Genomic DNA, 15,889 nt, shown 5'->3' with positions numbered 1-15,889 from the left:
ATACTATGCAGATGGTGCCGCCATCTGGGGTGGTGCGCTCCAACGTTGGGTATCGACGAGTAGCGCCGCGCTGGTCCAGAAAGCGAGAAGTCCTGCCCCAATTTGCCGATCGCAACAACTGGCCGAGTAGGTGATTGTGGCAATTGGCTAACAATCGGCGGGGCCGAAAATGTTAGCCAATGTTAGCCTCGAAACGAGAGGACGAGCCGCGACCGCAAGGGGGCGGGACACGGCCCTGAACCACGCGAAAATCGCAGAAACAGGCAGTGTTCCTCGTTCGGTACTTGTTTAGCGCGCCGAACTCAGTCGCGTGTCGATTACCGGACTATTAATCTGATAACCTCCTAACTCTGACCTGTTTCCCCAAAGAGTTCTTCGGGGCTGATGACAGTGATACCGTCTGGCCCGTGGAGAAGTGCTCCTCGTTCCACCTCAGCCTCAAGCATCGCTCGGAGAAAACGTAAACTAAGCAGCAGGGCTTGCCAGGAGTCAATACCGACGATGGTGCTTGTGCCCGTCCACAGGCGCATTCCTTCGCCGGACACTTCACAGCACCAATCGCCTTTTGGATGAGGACGTGGCTGCCCGATGAGAAGTTGGACAGGTACGCTTGCCCCATCTGGATAGAGGCACACCAGCGTCCTTTCAGCAATTGGGTCCAACTCTCCCCCTTTTCGTTTACCTCATTCGTCACCGATTGTTTGCCGACTGGCGTTACTCCGGGACGGCCAGAACCTTGATCTTCGGGTCGCCCTCACACATCGGAACCACGGTCCCGAGCAGCGTCCCGGTGTGTTTTTCCTTCATGTGAGCTTCGAGCGCGGCGATGCCCTTGAAGTGCTCGTACATCACGTAAGTGGTGGGTTCGTCCGGGTCGCGGTTGAGGAAGTACGCGACGCACCCCGGTTCCTTCCGCGTGGCGACTAGCGCCGGTGCGAACGCTTCCTCGAATTTCTTCTCGTTACCCGCTTTCACCTTGAACGTGACCAGGAGCGCGAACGGCTTCTTCTCGTCCTTGACCTTCGACTTAATGAGCGCGACGACCGGGTTCTCATCGGCCGCAGGGGTTGGGGTAGCAACAACAAGCAGCGCAAGAGGAGCGGTGATTAGCAACGCACGAAACATGGGTCAGTCTCCTTGAGAATTTGGGCGGAGTTATCGAACCACACCGCGTGGCGAATTGCACGCGGAAAACTGCGGTTGCTCCCATCCAAAACTTTAGAGAGAATCCCCCGCCCTAAATGCCGGGAGGGGAATTCCCATGCGCGTACTCAACATTGCGGTTCTGGACGAAGAGTTGCCGTTTCCGCTGACGTCTGGAAAGCGAATCCGCACCTTCAATTTGCTCCGGCGCCTCGCGACGCGGCACAAAGTGACGGTGCTCTGCCACCGGAACCCGGACCGCACCGAAGCCCTGGACGCCGAGGACGCATTTCGTGTGGCCGGCATCGACACGATCGTCGTGGATCGCGCGGTGCCATCGAAATCCGGTGCCGGCTTTTACGCGCGCCTAGCGGGGAACCTGCTTTCCCCTCTGCCGTACTCGGTCAGCACGCACGCCAGCCCCGAACTCTCCGAGGCGGTCCGCACGTTCGCGAACGAGAACGCGGTCGACGTGTGGCACTGTGAGTGGACCCCCTATGCCCAGGTGCTCCTGGACGCACTGGGGGAGCAAATCCACTCCACCGCGTGGAGCGTGATGGCGCACAATGTTGAATCGCTCATCTGGCGGCGCTACGTCGAGACGGCCGACAACTCGATGAAGCGGTGGTACATCCGCAAACAGTTGCAGAAATTTGAGCGATTCGAGCGCTGGGCCTATTCCTCCGCGACCGCGTCCATCGCAGTGAGTCGCGAGGACGCCGCGCTCATGCGCACGGAATTCGGCGCGACCCGCGTCAAAGTCGTTGATAACGGGGTGGACGTCGATTACTTCCGCCCGCAACGCGACGTCGAACGCGACCCGGCCCAAATGCTCTTCATGGGCAGCCTCGACTGGCGCCCGAACCAGGACGCCGCGGAGCAACTCCTCAACGAAGTTCTGCCCCGCGTGCGTGCCCAGGTTCCGCACGCGACGGCCGTTCTGGTGGGGCGCCGACCGCCCGAGTGGTTGCGCTCACTCGCCGCGGCAACGCCCGGCGCGGAACTTCACGCCGATGTGCCAGACGTGCGGCCCTTCCTCGCGCGCTGCGGGTTCCTCACGGTACCGCTCCGCATCGGCGGCGGTTCCCGGCTGAAGATCCTCGAAGCACTCGCGGCCGAAACGCCGGTCGTCAGCACGCGGGTTGGGGCCGAGGGGTTGGAGCTGACCCCGGATCGCGATTTGCTCGTTGCGAACACGCTCGACGAAATGGTGAAACTCACGCTCGACGCGATCCGGCGCCCGGAAGAACTGCAAGACACCGCCGAACGCGGCCGGCGCCAGGTTCTGGCTCGCTATTCCTGGGAACTGCTCGCCGAACGGCTCGATAGCGTGTGGACCGCGGTCGCACGCAAACCGGCTCTGGTCGAGGCCTAACCAGTTGCACGTTTTCGCTTCAATCGCGTTCCAGAACGTCACGCGACTGTAACTTTCGCCTTTCGTCCAAGCGATCGCGCCGCGTCGCTCGTCAAGTAGGGTGACTCTCCCCGTCGCCTCGCTCCGAGGGACGGCTCGTTTCCTCAAATCGAGGTTCCTCGCCATGTTTCGCGCGAAGTGGCTGCTGTGGGGCGTTCCGGTCGCGGGCGCGGTCGGGTTGGGTGTGGGCGTCGATCAATGGCTCAGCGCGGCGGGCGAAGCGAAACAAGACCTGAAACCCGCGACCACGCTCCCGATCACCCGCGTGGTGCTGTTCAACAGTGGCGTCGGGTACTTCTCGCGCTCGGGCGAAGTCGAGGGCGAAGCGCGGGTGGACCTCACGTTCCCAGAATCGGACGTGAACGACCTGCTCAAGAGCATGGTCCTCGAGGATTTCGGAAACGGTCGCATCAGCGCCGTCTCCTACGACTCCCGCGAGCCCATCGCACGCACGCTCAGCTCGTTCGCGATCAACTTAAACAACAACCCGACGTTCGCGGGAATCATCGGCCAGTTGCGCGGCGAGCGCATCGAGGTTGCGGTCAGCGCGACCGCAGCGAACCAACCCGGTAAGCTCAACGGCACCATCGTCGGTGTCGAGAAGCAGAAAGTCCCGGCCGGGGCGCAGACCATCGACGCCGAAGTGCTCAATATGTGGTGCGCGGAGGGGATGCGCGCCATCAAGATGGCCGACATCCAGTCACTGCGGTTCTCGAACCCGGTGATCGAGAGCGAGTTCCGTCGCGCCCTAGAAGTGCTGGCGCTGAGCCACGATTCTCAGAAGAAGGCGGTACAGTTGCACTTCGCGGGTGAGGGCAAGCGCAAGGTCCAGGTCGGCTACGTGATCGATGCCCCGATCTGGAAGACCTCGTACCGCCTACTGATGAATGAGAAGGAGAAGCCGTACCTGCAGGGCTGGGCGATGGTCGAGAACCCGACCGACGAGGACTGGTCCACGGTCAAAATGGCGCTCGTGTCCGGGCGCCCGATCAGCTTCAAGATGGACCTGTACAACCCGCTCTACATCAACCGACCCACCGTCGAACCCGAACTCTTCGCCTCGCTCCGACCTGTCACCTACTCGGGCGGGTTCAAGAGTAATCACAACGGGCCAGTCGATGGGCCACCGGGAGAAAGCGCGAAGTTCGACGAAGCCAAACCCGGAGGTATGGGGGGCAAAGGCTTCGGAGCGCGCTGGGGCGCGATGCCAAAGGGCGCCGCAGCGCCCGTGCCCTTAAGCCTTGCTGAAGCGGATCATAAAAACGACGGCAGGTATGCGAAAGACACAGCCGCGGATTTGGCCCGGCGCCTGAACACCGGCACGGTCGGCAACGCGGCGACGGCTGGGGCGCTGGGGGACTTCTTCCAGTACACGATCGACCACCCGGTCACGCTGGTCCGGCAGAAGAGCGCGCTGCTTCCCATCGTCGGGAAGGAAATCGAAGGCACGCGGGTGAGTATCTACAACGCGGGCGTGCAAGCCAAGCACCCGTTGCTCGGGCTGCGTCTCAAGAACACGAGCGGCGCGCACTTGAACCAGGGACCGATCACGGTGTTCGAGGGGAGCACTTACGCCGGGGACACCCGCGTACTCGATGTTCAACCCAACGAAGAACGCTTACTCTCCTACGCGATCGACCTGGGCACCGAGGTCGATCCCAAGGCGGGCGCGGGGAAGCAGAAGATCACCAGCGTCAAGGCCGTGAAAGGCATCGTGACGACCACCACGAAGGTCACAGAAGAGACGACGTACAAGGCGATCAACCGCTCACAGACGGACCGCGCGCTGTTGATCGAGCACCCGAACCGGACGAGTCAGCAGTTCAAGTTGGTGGACACCGACAAGCCGGCCGAGGACACGCCCGAGGTGCTCCGGTTCCAGATCCAGGTCAAGGCCGGTGAAACCAAGTCGCACACAATCAAAGAAGAACGCGACGACGTGAGCACGATCGCGCTGACCAACGGCGCGGAAGACCAGATCCGGTACTTCGTGGCCCTGAACGAAATCAGTGCGAGTCTCAAACAGAAGCTCAACGAGGCGCTCAAGATCAAGGGCACCTGGGACCACACCGCGCGCGAACTGAATCAGGTGAACGCGGACCTCCAGCGGTTCACGACGGACCAGGACCGGATTCGGAAGAACCTGCGCGAGACCCCGAAGGAATCCGAGGTGTACGCGACGTACCTGAAGAAGCTCTCGGACCAAGAGAAGGAGATCGACGCGCTCACGGCCAAGCAGAAGGGGCTCGTGGCCGACGAGTTCCAGGCGCGCAAGAAGTACGAAGACTACCTCGCCAACATCTCTGACTGAGATGAAGAACCGACGAACGGCCCGCGAGCTTTCGCTTGCGGGCCGTTCGTTGCGCAATCACGGTGACCTACGCAACCCCGTTCACACGTTCGCCACCGACGAACACCTGTTGCACGTGCAGTGTGCGATCGAGCACGACCAAATCCGCGCTCTTCCCGACTTCCAGGCTGCCCACGTCTTTTTCCACGCCGAGGATGCGAGCGGGCGTGAGTGATGCCATCCGCACCGCTTCGGGCAGCGGCACACCGGCCGAGAAGTGCATCGTCCGCAAGCAGTGGTCCATTCCCATTACGCACGATGCGAGTGCGGTCCCATCGAGCGTGACGCCCACGCCGTCCTTCTTCAGCACGCGCTCCCCGCTGCCGCTCGCGCCGAACCAGTATTCGCCGTCGGGCTGGTCTACCGCGCGCATCGAATCGGTCACCAGCGCGAGCCGGTCCGGTCCCTTTACCTTGTACGCGAGCCGCAACAAGTCCGGCGACAGGTGCTTACCATCCGCAATGACTTCCGTCGTGAGTTCGTCAAAATACAGCGTCGCTTCGAGCATCCCGCCGCGCATCGGGAACGCCTGCGAGACCCGCAACCGGGCGCGGTCGGACATCGCACAGAACAGATGGTCGATGTGCCGCACGCCCCACGACACCGCGGCTTCTACCTGCGAAAACGTACCGTGGCTGTGCCCCGCGTTGAACCGTACCCCGCGCGGGGCGTAGGTGCGTACCAGCCACTCCGCGTTCTCGATTTCGGGCGCGACCGTCACCACGAGGGGCATCCGTTCGGCGAGCTTCGTGAAGCGGTCCGCGTTCTCGGGTTTGGGAACCAGGAACTCCTGGTCCGGGTGGCACCCGCGGGCCGGGCGCGCGAAGTACGGGCCGTAAAAGTGGCTCCCGATGATCCGCGCACCACCGGGGACGTCGCCGTACAGTTCCCCGCACAGTGCGAGAAACTGGTCGTACTGCGGACCGGTCGCGACGGTGCTCGTGGGCGTGAGACTCGTGGTCCCGTGACGCGCGTGACACCGGCAAACAGCGCGAAACGCCTCCGCGGTGCCGTCCATGAAGTCGGCCCCGTCGCCGCCGTGAACGTGCAGGTCCACGAACCCCGGAGTGAGGTACATCCCGCCGAGATCGATCGTGCCTTTGGTCGCGGTCCCGACTTCCAAAATGCGCCCGCGCTCGATCGCTAAACTCGCGTTCGGCACGAGCTTGTCCGGGAGCACGAGTGTCGCGTTCGTGAAAACCGTTACAGCCATTTCATTCCCTCAAATTTACCCAGCTCATGTTAGCCCGCGGGCCAACACGCGACCGGCGTGTTGTTGTAGAACAACGGTACCGATCACCGGAGGCGAGTCATGGCGCGGCGAAATCTGAGTGGGTTGCGGGTGCTGGTTACGGGTGCGTCGCAGGGCATCGGCCGGGCGCTCGTACTGGAAGCCGCGAAGCGCGGGTGTAAGGTGCTGGCCGCAGCGCGCTCGCAACCCCTGTTGGACGAACTCGCGGCCGAAGTGCGCAAGACCAACGGTGTCGTTCAGACGGTGGTCGCGGACGTGACGAAGCCCGAGGACCGGGTCGCGATGGTGGCCGCCGCGACGCAGCACTTCGGCGGCATGGACGTGCTCGTCAACAACGCCGGTATCGGTGCCACCGGGCACTTCATGGACTCTGAACCGGAAGTGCTACGTCAAATCTTCGAGACGAACTTCTTCGGACTAACAGAAACCACGCGCGCGTTCCTTCCGCTGCTGAAGCAAGGTGCGACGCCCGCGATCGTGAACATCTCGTCGGTCGTGGGCAAGCGGGCGCTGCCAGCGCGGTCGCTGTACTCGGCGAGCAAGTTCGCGGTGATGGGTTTCAGCGAGGCCATCCGCGCCGAACTCGCGAAAGACGGTATCGATGTGCTGGTCGTCTCGCCCGGCCTCACGCAGACGAACTTCTCGAAGAACATGCTGGAACAAAAAGCGAAGATGCAGCTCGACCACCTGCGCGGCATGACGAGCGAAGAGGTCGCGGGCGCAACGCTGAAGGCCATCGAGCGTGGGAGCCTGGACGTAACGCTCACTCTCAAGGGGAAAATGCTGGTTATGGTGAACCGGTTTGCGCCGTGGATCGTGGACTTCTTCTCGAAGAAGAAGGTGCGCGAACTGTTCGCCGACGAGATCGCCGAGCGCAAGAAGAAGCAGACCGAGGCGGCAGTCGCCAAATAACGGCCTTGATTGTGGGCGAACGGCCGGTGAGGACTTCTCGTGCCCACGGACTCCATGCCACTCTTACCAGCCGGCTCACACCGGCTGTTCGCCACCCAGTCGCTCAATACCGCAGGATGAAGTCCAGCGTGAAGCGGTAGCGGAAGATGTCCTTCGGCCCCGCGAGCGGCACTTCAAAACCCGCACCGAACTGCGCGCTTTCGGTGATCTTCACGCGCCCGCCGAGCGTCCCCGTGAGCAGCCCGTTCTTGGCCTGCCCGCCGAAGTTAATCAGGTCGCGCCCCTCGCTCCCGATCGGCATGGCCTTGCCGCTCGACGTGTACAGGAACCAGTTCAGTTCCGCGAGCGGGTAGAACCGGTGTAGGTTGCCCGCGTCGAAGTCTAGGTGGGCCGACAGCCAGTAGTAATCGCTCCGCTGGTTGTCCGTGCTGAACGAGTACCCCGACGCGATGATGCTGTTGAAGCTCCCGAGCCGGAAGTCGCGGAGGAAGTTCTGGCCGTAGGTCACATACGGTACGAGCGAGAGCGTTCCCGTGTCCTGGAACGTCGCCTTCGACCCGACCGGAAGTTGGAACTGCAACCCGGCCGCGACGATCGCGCCGTTATCCTCGCCGCGGTAGAACGTGTACTTCGGCCCGAGCCACAGTTCCGCGAACCCGGTGTCGTCGGCGAACGGCGACCCGCTCCCCGTGTTCACCGAAATGCCGCCGATTTTGTTGAACACCACCGACCAGCGGTCGGTAATCGCCACGCGCGCCTGTGCCCCGAAGAACGAAACGTTTCCGCCGCGGAAATCGCGCTGGTCGTTCGGCACCTTCTGGTAAATGAAGATCGGGCGCACTTCGGTGAGCGACCGGGGGTCTTCCGCGAGGAAGGGGTTGCTCACGGGAGAAATGAACCCATCAAACATGTGGTCGCTGCGGAACCACCCGCCGTTGTGGTCGCCGAAAATCTTCTCGAACGAGTCGCCGAACTTGCGGGACGCGAATTCGGGCTTCGGTTTTTTGGGCTCGCTCGGCGCCTTATCGTCCTTGAGTTCCGACCGCTTGGTGAGGAACTCGTTGACCGGGTCCACTGCGGGCGGGGTGTACGCGGTGCGCGCGAGGGCCGAATCCACGACCGCAGTGGGCACCGGCGTTGCGGGCTCGTTCGGCGCGGGTGTGCCGAACGATGCGGCCGCACTGGGCGCCCCGAACGCGGCGCCGCGCTGGGGTTTGCGCTCAGCGGGTGCGTCCACGAATCCGGCGGGTGCAACGTTCGGTTGTGAGGGGCGGTCCACAATCGCGACCGGTGCGCCGAGAATCGGCGGCGGGCGCGACGGATCTCTGGTGGACTGAACCGGGGTCGAGTCCAACGAAACGGGCGGGCCGCCCGTCGGTTCGAGCGGGCCGAGCTGTTGCGCGACGGCCGGGCTCGCGATCCCGGTCGCCAACAACGCCAGCGCTACCCACACCCCACGAGGCATGTCCGGCCTCCCTGCCAGGCAATGCAAAACGAAAAATCCTACACGCGGGCGCACATCGGTCTTCAAATCTTCACTTTGCACTGCCTTCGTTTCACCCGACATCCTGCCGGGTATCCTTTACAATCGGCTGGTACACGTAGCCCGGTTGAGCACTTCGTCGAGAAATCGCGTTTGACCGGGTAAACCCGGGGCTGTAACCGGGTTGGGGAACCTCCTTTGGTGAGCGGGGCACGCACTATGAATCGGCGCACGGTCGTTCTGTTGTCCGCGGTGGTCGTTGTGGCGGGGGTGCTGGGCAGCTTTGCCCGGGCTTGGTGGTCCGGCGGACACGAGACGGTCGCGGAAGCGGCCGCGGCGCGTTTGCCGGACGACGTGCCCGCGTTCTACCGCAACGGCGGCAAGCACCTCGCGCACTTCGCCTCGGACCCGGACCGCTGGAAGAACCGCGAGATGAGCTTCCTCCGGCGCGAAGAAGAGGGTAACCACTTCCTCGACTTGGAAGATCTCGACAACAAAAAGCTCCCCGCCACGCACCGCTACGACGCGCTGAAAATGATCTACACGGAGCTGAAAAAGGAACCCAACAAGGTCGGGATGCTGCCCTACGCGATCGTGGAGTATTACGAGAAACTGGTAGTCGGGTTTTACGACTACCGCAAGGCCCCGACGAACACCTCGATCCCGATGAAGTGTTTGGTCCACGGCGGCACACTCGCGCACTACACGGGCGACGCCGCGATGCCGTTGCACACCACCCGCGACTACGACGGCCTGAACCAGCCCGATGGCACTGTGAAACAAAAGGGCATTCACGCGAAGATCGACGGGTTCCCCGAGAAGAACAAGATCACGCCGGAAGAGGTGTGCCGCGGACTGGAGGCGAAGAAGATCGACGACGTGTGGGTACACGTCAACAAGTTCATTGAGGAATCGCACACCCACATCCCGAAGTGCTACGCCTTCGACGCCGCCGGCGAATTCGACAAGCCGACCGCTGAGAGCCGCGCGTTCATCCTGGCCCGGGTCCGGGCCGGGGCGCAACTCACGCTGGACCTGTGGTACACCGCGTGGCTGCGGAGCGAGAAGTTGCCGAACCACTGGTGAGTAAGGAGTTCCAGATTACTTGGGAAGTTCCAGTCCCTTCGGCTCGACCGCGATGCGGGCGACGAAATAGGGGCGCCACCGCCACACGGCTTGACTCAGGAGCACGTCCGTTCGCCCTTGCTCCTTCGCGGCGTCCAGGAGCCCGGACGGGGTTCCGATCATCTCCCCGGACTCGTACCCCTTCAGAACGTACCGCTGCTTGGCCGGAAGGTTGATCGATCGTGTCGTCATGGCCGGGTAGTCGAGGCCGCGAACCAAGACCGTGACCGGCTTGTCTAGTTTCTTGCCGTTCACCGTGTCCACCACCAGTGATCCGGTCTCGACTTTCCCGCCCTCTACACCAGCCCCCTCAATGGTCAGATATTCTCCCAGCCGGTCCCCGAGGACGCCACCGGGCTGACGCGGCCGGGCCGCCACCGGCGCGCCGCCCGGGACGGCGGGCACGACAGGGGGCCGAGCGGCCGGAACGCTCGGCGGTTCCGCTTTTGGCGCGGGAGTTGGGACGTCCCCAAAACCGCCGAACGCCCAGACCGCGCTGGTGAACACGCCGACCAGCGTTGCTGCTATCACTCTTTTCATGGTTCTCACTCCACTCGTCATAATTCGGCTCACGTGATTCGCCAACGCATCCACTGTGGGGCGGGGTGGGGCACCGGTTCCGGTACCGATGGCGGTTGCCACACTGGTCGCCGGAGGAGCGGCAACCAGTACAAGTCCGGCCATTGCCCCGGGGCCGAAGCCGCGGCGGGTCAGTCGGTCTCGGAGCCGGGCGCGAGCCGCGTGTAGGCGCGAATCGACCGTCCCGACCGGGCACCCGAGTTCGCGGGCCGCCTCCGCGCTGGTCATGCCCTCCAGACAGCACAAGACGAATGCCGCTCTCATCCGCTCCGGGAGTCGACCCAGCTCCTCGTCCACGATCCCGGCCAGGTTCCCGGAATCGGATTCGAGTCGCGCGGGAACGTCGGCTGTCAACTCGGCCGCCCTTCGACCCGCTTTCAGCTTCAGAGCGGCATTCGTCGCGACCCGGTGCAGCCACCCACCAACGACCGGCCGGGTGCCGATCGACTTTGCGGCCCGAGCGAGGGCGAGAAAGGTAGCCTGGAAAGCGTCCTCGACGTCGTGCTGGTGCCGGAGGACGCGGCGGCACGTGGCCCAAACCATCGGCCCGTGGCGCCACACCAGCGCCTCGAACGCGGTCGCGTTCCGGTGCTCGGCGAACCGCCCGATGAGTTCCGCATCCGTTAGTACCTCGATCTCGGGCGCGAACACCCTGCGGATGTGGGCAGCCAGAAGCGTCGGTTCCTCTCTCGGCATGATTCCGTCCCTGACCCAGTGTCCTCGCTCGTAAAGATCCGCGTTCCGGCGATTCCTTCATTCCATTTTTCTGAATTCTCGACAACCCGGGTTCGCGGGTCGGAGCGGGAAAAGCGCGCTGGAGTTATGGAACATCGGAACGCCGAGCCGTTTGGCGTTCCGAGTCACGCGATCGGAATCGAGTCTGCTGCGATGTGTTTTGGTCCGCGGCGAAAATCGGTCGGTGTCTGATCCGCCGTCAGGGGCGCCGGAATACTGAAGGGTGAGCCTTGCTGTCGCCGAGATTCACGGCCCCTCACTGTTCACTTCCGGTAACGGCTCCGCACCCGGCGGGGGCGTACCGTTGCCGGCCTTCACGTATTCCGCACGGAGCGCTGCGTACTCCTCCGGCGTGAGCGCATCGATCGCGTCATCCGGGGTCGCGACACACGATGCACAGCCGGCGCCCGGTCCGGTTCCCTGCTTGAAAATCTGCTTCAAGAACGGGATGCACCACCCGCAGCCGGTGCCCGCCCCGCCGCACATCGAGAGCTGGCTCGGTACCTTCGGCGCGTTGTGCCGCACCCAGTTCACCAGCTTCCGGCGCGACACGTGAAAGCAGTAACAAACTTTATCGTCCAGATTCATTCGCGCCGTCCGAATAGCTGGGTGTCGGGGTGCTGCGTCTGCTCTATTATCCGCTGTGTGAAGCCCGAACTGCAACGGAAAGCGTGATCTCATGGAACGGCCGGTGCTGCTGTGCGGGCTGGGGCGCGTCGGCTGGCGCGTGCTCGATTCGCTCCGGGCCGCCGGGCTGCCGGTCGTTGTGATCGACATCAAGGTCGATCCCGGTGACCCGCGCCTGGCCGGGGTCACCGCGTTCAAAGGCGACTGCCGGCGGCACGAACTGCTCGAACAGGCCGGCATCAAAGACGCGCGCGGGGTCGTGATCGTCACGTCCGATGATCTGGTCAACATCTCCACCGCTCTGCTCGCGCGCAAACTGAACCCGACCGCCCGCGTGGTGGTCCGCATGTTCAACCAGAACCTGATCGCGCGGTTCGGCGGCGCGGTGAAGAACACGGTTGCGCTCAGCGTGTCCGCACTCATCGCGCCGGTCATGGCGCTCACCGCGGTGACCGGCGATACCCTCGGGGCGTTCAAACTCGATGACGGCCCGCGGCAAATTTCCGAACTCGTCGCGGCCGCGGACTCGGAGCTGATCGGGAAGCGCGTCGCGGACCTCGCGGCCGAACACAACTTCGTTCCGCTCGCGTTCGTACCGGCTCACGGCGCCCCGCAATTTCTTCTAGCGGTCAATAGCGACGCCACCTTGTCGCCCGGCGACCGACTCATTGTCTGCGGGCCGCCGCTCGCGCTCCAAAAACTGCTGGAGCGGCTCCGCGGCGACCTGCTCGCCGGGGTACAGTGGGCGAGCGCGCTCCGCCGGTGGGTCCGTACCGCCCGGCGCACGCTCCTCGAAGTCGATCTCTCGGTGAAGATCATCACGCCGGTGCTGTTTACCACACTGTTCATGAGTACACTGATCTTCCGTTACGGCGTCGGCACCGCGTGGGGCGACGGGTTGTACCAGACGGTCAGCATCATCGCGACCGGCGGCGAACTGCACGGCGAGAACAAGCCGGAATGGGTGAAGGTGTTCATTAGCATCTTGAAACTGGCCGGCGCCGCACTCATCGCGGGGTTCACCGCCATTCTCACGAACTACCTCATTCGCGCGCGCCTGGGCGGTGCGCTCGAAGTGCGCCGGGTGCCGGACGGGGGGCACGTCGTTGTGTGCGGTCTGGGGAACGTCGGTTACCGGCTGGTACAGGAACTCACCACGATGGGCGAGCGCATCGTGGCCATCGACAAGGAGAACGATGGGCCGTTCTTCGAGACCGTTCGGCGCATGGGTGTTCCCGTGTTCGTCGGCGACGCGACCGTGCCGGAGGTGCTGCGCCAGGTCCGGGCGGACTCCGCGAAAGCCGTGATCGCGGCCACGTCGAGCGAACTCGGCAACATTGAAATCGCGCTCCTGGTGCGCGAGATGAATCCGAAGCAGCGGGTCGTGGTGCGCCTCAGCGAGCCGGAGTTCGCGGAGGCCGTGCGCGAGGCGGCCGAGATCCGAAACGCGATGTCGGTCCCCGCGCTCGCGGCCCCGGCGTTCGCGTCCGCACTCTACGGCGACAGCGTGCAAACACTCGTGTCCGCCGTCGGGCACACACTGGTCGTCATCGACCTGCTCGTGAACGACGCCGATGACCCCCTGAACGGCAAATCGCTGCGAGCGATCGTGCTCGATTACGCGCTGCTGCCCGTTGCCCTTTCGGGCCGCGACCTGAGCGACACGCGCGGCTATCGGCTGAAGGTGGGCGACAAACTCACCGTTGTGGCCGAGTTGCCCGACTACGAGCGCCTCCTGCGGCTCCAACAGCCCGTCACCGCGAGTCGCGTTGTGGTCGATGCGTTCCCCCCGACGGCCACGGGGGTGCTGGCCACGCACGTCCGGCTCCAGCGCGGCTGCACGGTCGAAGAAGCCAGCGCGACGATGGCGGCGGTGCCGTTCGTACTCCGCGACGGCTTAACGCGAGGGGAGGCACAAGAATTAACCGAACAACTGGAGCGCGAAAAAGTGGTCACGCGGATTGAGTAAAATGACCTGCCGTGCTACGCGATGTTGAACGGTACGTTTGGCCTTTGTGTTTCGCGGTACGGACCAGAGAACTGTTCGGTCCGCTTGGCCTGATCCGTGTTATCTGCGTTTATCCGCGGCGAATTTGCATTCTGGCCTCACCCCGCGCGTTGCAGTTCGGCCGCGCGCAGCATTTCGGCGGCTTCCTTGCGGGTCGTCTCGGAACGCGACTCGCCCCGCAGCATCATCGCGAGTTCCTCGACGCGGGCCTCTTCCGTCAACAGTTGGGTGATGGTCGTTGCGGTGCGTTTCGTCGTCGATTCCTTGCGGATCGTCCACTGGTACGTCGCGTAGCTCGCGACCTGCGGTAAGTGTGTGACGCACAGCACCTGGTGCGATTGGCCGAGGGTCGAGAGCTTCTGGCCGAGCACGTCGCCGAGGCGCCCGCCCACGTTCGCATCGATTTCATCGAACACAACGAGTGTGCGAACCGGGTCGTGGGCCGCGAGAACGGTCTTCAGCGCGAGCATGGTGCGCGACAATTCCCCGCCGCTCGCGACCTTGCGCAGCGGGCGGGCCGGTTCGCCGGGGTTGGCGGTGAGGATCAGTTCGAGTTGGTCGATGCCGGTCGCGGGCACGTCTTCGGCCATCGGATCTTCGGGGAGCGTAATCAGTTCGATGGCCGCATCGAGCTTTGCCTTCGGCATCCCCAGGTCGGCGAGGTGTTTTTGCGCGTCGGCGGCGAGCCTTTTCGCCACTTTCGCGCGCCCCTTGCTCAACGTGACGGCCGCGTCCTTCATTTCCGCGTAGGCGCTGCGCAACCGGGTGTCGATACCGCTGAGGTCGTCTTCCTGCTTCTGAAGTTCGGTTTCCTTCGCGTCGAGCGTGTCGCGGTAGGCGAGCAGTTCGTCCGGCGTTTTGCCGTAACGAGCTTGGAGCTTCTTCAAGAGCGCGATGCGCTTTTCGACTTCCTCGAGCCGGTCCGGGTCGGCCTCGAAGCGCTCCGCGAGGTCGCGGCACGTGTCCGCCAGGTCTTCGATTTCTGGGCGCAGCGCGTCAAGGCGCTGACTCACTTCGGCGAGCTTCGGGTCGAACGACGACCACTTGAGGGACTCCTTGAGGAGCCGGCCGAGCACTTCGGCCACCGCGCCGTCGTCGTCGGAGAGGCGCGCGGCGACGCCGCTGGTGAACTTCGCGAGGCTCTGGGCGTGAATGAGCCGCTCGCGCTCTTTGACGAGGGACGGCAGCTCGTTCGGGGTGAGTTTCGCGTTGTCCAGGTCTTCGCGTTCAAAACGGACGAGGGCGAGTTCCCGCTGGCGCGCCTGTTTCACCTCGGAAAGCCCCTTAAATTGCGCGCGCAGCTCGCGCACCCGGTCGGCCTTCTCGGTGTATTTCTTGCGGAGGTCGGTGAGCTTGCCGAAAGCGTCGAGCAGTTCGAGCTGGTACGCGGGCTGGAGGAGCGAGTAGCTTTCTCGCTGACCGTGAACGTCCACGAGCATTTCGCCAATGCGCCGGAGCGTGGACACCGCAACGGGTACGTCGTTTACGAGGGCGGAACTGCGCCCGGACCGGGACAGCCGGCGCGTCAGAATCAGGTCGTCTTCCTCGAACTCGGTTTGCAGAAGTTCGGCGGCCGCCGCGCGCTGTTCGGGGCGGGACAGCTCGAACCGGCCCGTGACCCGAAGTTCGTCCGCGCCGGCGCGGATCAGTTCGGCGCTGCCGCGCTCGCCGAGCAGCAGACCGAGGGCGCCGAGGAGCAGAGACTTCCCGGCCCCGGTTTCCCCGGTCCAGGCGCAGAACCCCGAGTGCAATTCGACTCGCACGTCTTCGATCAGCGCGAGATTTTGTACGGACAATTCGCGGAGCATACCGCAATAGTACGCCCGCCCCGCGGCCGGGTGAAGGTGAGTCACACAAGTACAGTTTTCTGCGGGAACCGCGCCCGCAGTTGGTGCCCCCGCGGATGCCTAAAGTCCGCAAATTCGGTAATTTCGGTGCGGACCGCAGGTTCGTGGCCCCGTTTTCCGTGAGATGGTTCTCGCACGCGACCCGCACCCGGAGTTTGGAGAGAACGAGTGGCTGCGCTAATGCGGTTGCGCCGATGTGATTCCTCGGGCACTTCGAGAACCGTCGGGGTTACGAACGAATCGGGCGCATTGCGGCTTCGGTGTGAGTCCGCGGCGCTTGATGTGCGCGGTCCCAGTTCCGGCCCGGATGGTGGCCGGTCGGGGCTCGAAAGGTGGTACGGTCCTGATCTCGCGGAACGAGCGCACCACCTCGGCCCCGCCCCTCGATACCACCGTAAGGGCAAACGCGAGGAA

General features: G+C 63.9%; 12 protein-coding genes. 5 read left to right on the top strand and 7 right to left on the bottom strand.

The genetic code is table 11. The features are described 5' to 3' along the window. Positions 1–344: 344 nt before the first annotated feature. Together J8F10_RS40760 and J8F10_RS10530 are read right to left on the bottom strand one after the other, a co-directional pair. Complete coding sequence (locus J8F10_RS40760; protein WP_390891105.1) at positions 345–662, bottom strand: DUF6968 family protein; 318 nt, start codon at positions 660–662, stop codon at positions 345–347. Positions 663–714: 52 nt separating this feature from the next. Continuing rightward, positions 715–1,125, bottom strand: a complete 411-nt coding sequence (locus J8F10_RS10530; protein WP_210653782.1) for a putative quinol monooxygenase — start codon at positions 1,123–1,125, stop codon at positions 715–717. Positions 1,126–1,261: 136 nt separating this feature from the next. Between J8F10_RS10530 and J8F10_RS10525 the strand changes: the two genes are divergently transcribed. Beyond that, positions 1,262–2,518, top strand: coding sequence for a glycosyltransferase family 4 protein (locus tag J8F10_RS10525; protein ID WP_210653781.1), 1,257 nt, complete (start codon positions 1,262–1,264; stop codon positions 2,516–2,518). 163 nt (positions 2,519–2,681) lie between these two features. Then, on the top strand, positions 2,682–4,868 hold the full coding sequence (locus J8F10_RS10520; RefSeq protein ID WP_210653780.1) for a DUF4139 domain-containing protein: 2,187 nt from the start codon (positions 2,682–2,684) through the stop codon (positions 4,866–4,868). A 67-nt stretch (positions 4,869–4,935) separates the two neighbouring features. Here J8F10_RS10520 and J8F10_RS10515 read toward each other — a convergent pair whose 3' ends face one another. Next, entirely contained in the window at positions 4,936–6,120 is a 1,185-nt protein-coding gene (locus tag J8F10_RS10515; protein ID WP_210653779.1) for an N-acetylglucosamine-6-phosphate deacetylase, read from the bottom strand. A gap of 99 nt (positions 6,121–6,219) precedes the next feature. Here J8F10_RS10515 and J8F10_RS10510 point away from each other — a divergent pair, with 99 nt between their 5' ends. Further along, complete coding sequence (locus tag J8F10_RS10510; protein ID WP_210653778.1) at positions 6,220–7,071, top strand: SDR family NAD(P)-dependent oxidoreductase; 852 nt, start codon at positions 6,220–6,222, stop codon at positions 7,069–7,071. A gap of 103 nt (positions 7,072–7,174) precedes the next feature. Here the strand turns inward: J8F10_RS10510 and J8F10_RS10505 are convergent, their stop codons facing one another. Beyond that, positions 7,175–8,536, bottom strand: a complete 1,362-nt coding sequence (locus J8F10_RS10505; RefSeq protein ID WP_210653777.1) for a hypothetical protein — start codon at positions 8,534–8,536, stop codon at positions 7,175–7,177. Positions 8,537–8,773: 237 nt separating this feature from the next. On the opposite strand from J8F10_RS10505, the gene J8F10_RS10500 reads away from it, so the two are divergent. After that, on the top strand, positions 8,774–9,640 hold the full coding sequence (locus tag J8F10_RS10500; RefSeq protein ID WP_210653776.1) for a hypothetical protein: 867 nt from the start codon (positions 8,774–8,776) through the stop codon (positions 9,638–9,640). 15 nt (positions 9,641–9,655) lie between these two features. Here J8F10_RS10500 and J8F10_RS10495 read toward each other — a convergent pair whose 3' ends face one another. Then, entirely contained in the window at positions 9,656–10,954 is a 1,299-nt protein-coding gene (locus J8F10_RS10495) for an RNA polymerase sigma factor (protein WP_210653775.1), read from the bottom strand. 285 nt (positions 10,955–11,239) lie between these two features. Then, on the bottom strand, positions 11,240–11,581 hold the full coding sequence (locus tag J8F10_RS10490; RefSeq protein ID WP_210653774.1) for a (2Fe-2S)-binding protein: 342 nt from the start codon (positions 11,579–11,581) through the stop codon (positions 11,240–11,242). A gap of 91 nt (positions 11,582–11,672) precedes the next feature. Here J8F10_RS10490 and J8F10_RS10485 point away from each other — a divergent pair, with 91 nt between their 5' ends. After that, positions 11,673–13,589 carry a potassium channel family protein gene (locus J8F10_RS10485; protein WP_210653773.1) on the top strand — a complete coding sequence of 639 codons (1,917 nt, stop codon included), beginning with the start codon at positions 11,673–11,675 and terminating at the stop codon, positions 13,587–13,589. A 137-nt stretch (positions 13,590–13,726) separates the two neighbouring features. On the opposite strand, the gene recN is transcribed toward J8F10_RS10485, so the two are convergent. Then, complete coding sequence (gene recN / locus J8F10_RS10480) at positions 13,727–15,436, bottom strand: DNA repair protein RecN (protein WP_210653772.1); 1,710 nt, start codon at positions 15,434–15,436, stop codon at positions 13,727–13,729. Positions 15,437–15,889 lie beyond the last annotated feature (453 nt).

This window comes from Gemmata palustris, assembly GCF_017939745.1.
Lineage (GTDB): Bacteria > Planctomycetota > Planctomycetia > Gemmatales > Gemmataceae > Gemmata > Gemmata palustris.
The sequence above is the reverse complement of the archived record's forward strand: the minus strand, read 5'-3'. Positions and strand labels throughout refer to the sequence as shown.

What these genes read in the sequence shown, in the direction of transcription:
- J8F10_RS10530 (WP_210653782.1), bottom strand. Translation starts at nt 1,125, where the DNA reads ATGTTTCGTGCGTTGCTAATCACCGCTCCTCTTGCGCTGCTTGTTGTT.
- J8F10_RS10525 (WP_210653781.1), top strand. Translation starts at nt 1,262, where the DNA reads ATGCGCGTACTCAACATTGCGGTTCTGGACGAAGAGTTGCCGTTTCCG.
- J8F10_RS10520 (WP_210653780.1), top strand. Translation starts at nt 2,682, where the DNA reads ATGTTTCGCGCGAAGTGGCTGCTGTGGGGCGTTCCGGTCGCGGGCGCG.
- J8F10_RS10515 (WP_210653779.1), bottom strand. Translation starts at nt 6,120, where the DNA reads ATGGCTGTAACGGTTTTCACGAACGCGACACTCGTGCTCCCGGACAAG.
- J8F10_RS10510 (WP_210653778.1), top strand. Translation starts at nt 6,220, where the DNA reads ATGGCGCGGCGAAATCTGAGTGGGTTGCGGGTGCTGGTTACGGGTGCG.
- J8F10_RS10505 (WP_210653777.1), bottom strand. Translation starts at nt 8,536, where the DNA reads ATGCCTCGTGGGGTGTGGGTAGCGCTGGCGTTGTTGGCGACCGGGATC.
- J8F10_RS10500 (WP_210653776.1), top strand. Translation starts at nt 8,774, where the DNA reads ATGAATCGGCGCACGGTCGTTCTGTTGTCCGCGGTGGTCGTTGTGGCG.
- J8F10_RS10495 (WP_210653775.1), bottom strand. Translation starts at nt 10,954, where the DNA reads ATGCCGAGAGAGGAACCGACGCTTCTGGCTGCCCACATCCGCAGGGTG.
- J8F10_RS10490 (WP_210653774.1), bottom strand. Translation starts at nt 11,581, where the DNA reads ATGAATCTGGACGATAAAGTTTGTTACTGCTTTCACGTGTCGCGCCGG.
- J8F10_RS10485 (WP_210653773.1), top strand. Translation starts at nt 11,673, where the DNA reads ATGGAACGGCCGGTGCTGCTGTGCGGGCTGGGGCGCGTCGGCTGGCGC.
- recN (WP_210653772.1), bottom strand. Translation starts at nt 15,436, where the DNA reads ATGCTCCGCGAATTGTCCGTACAAAATCTCGCGCTGATCGAAGACGTG.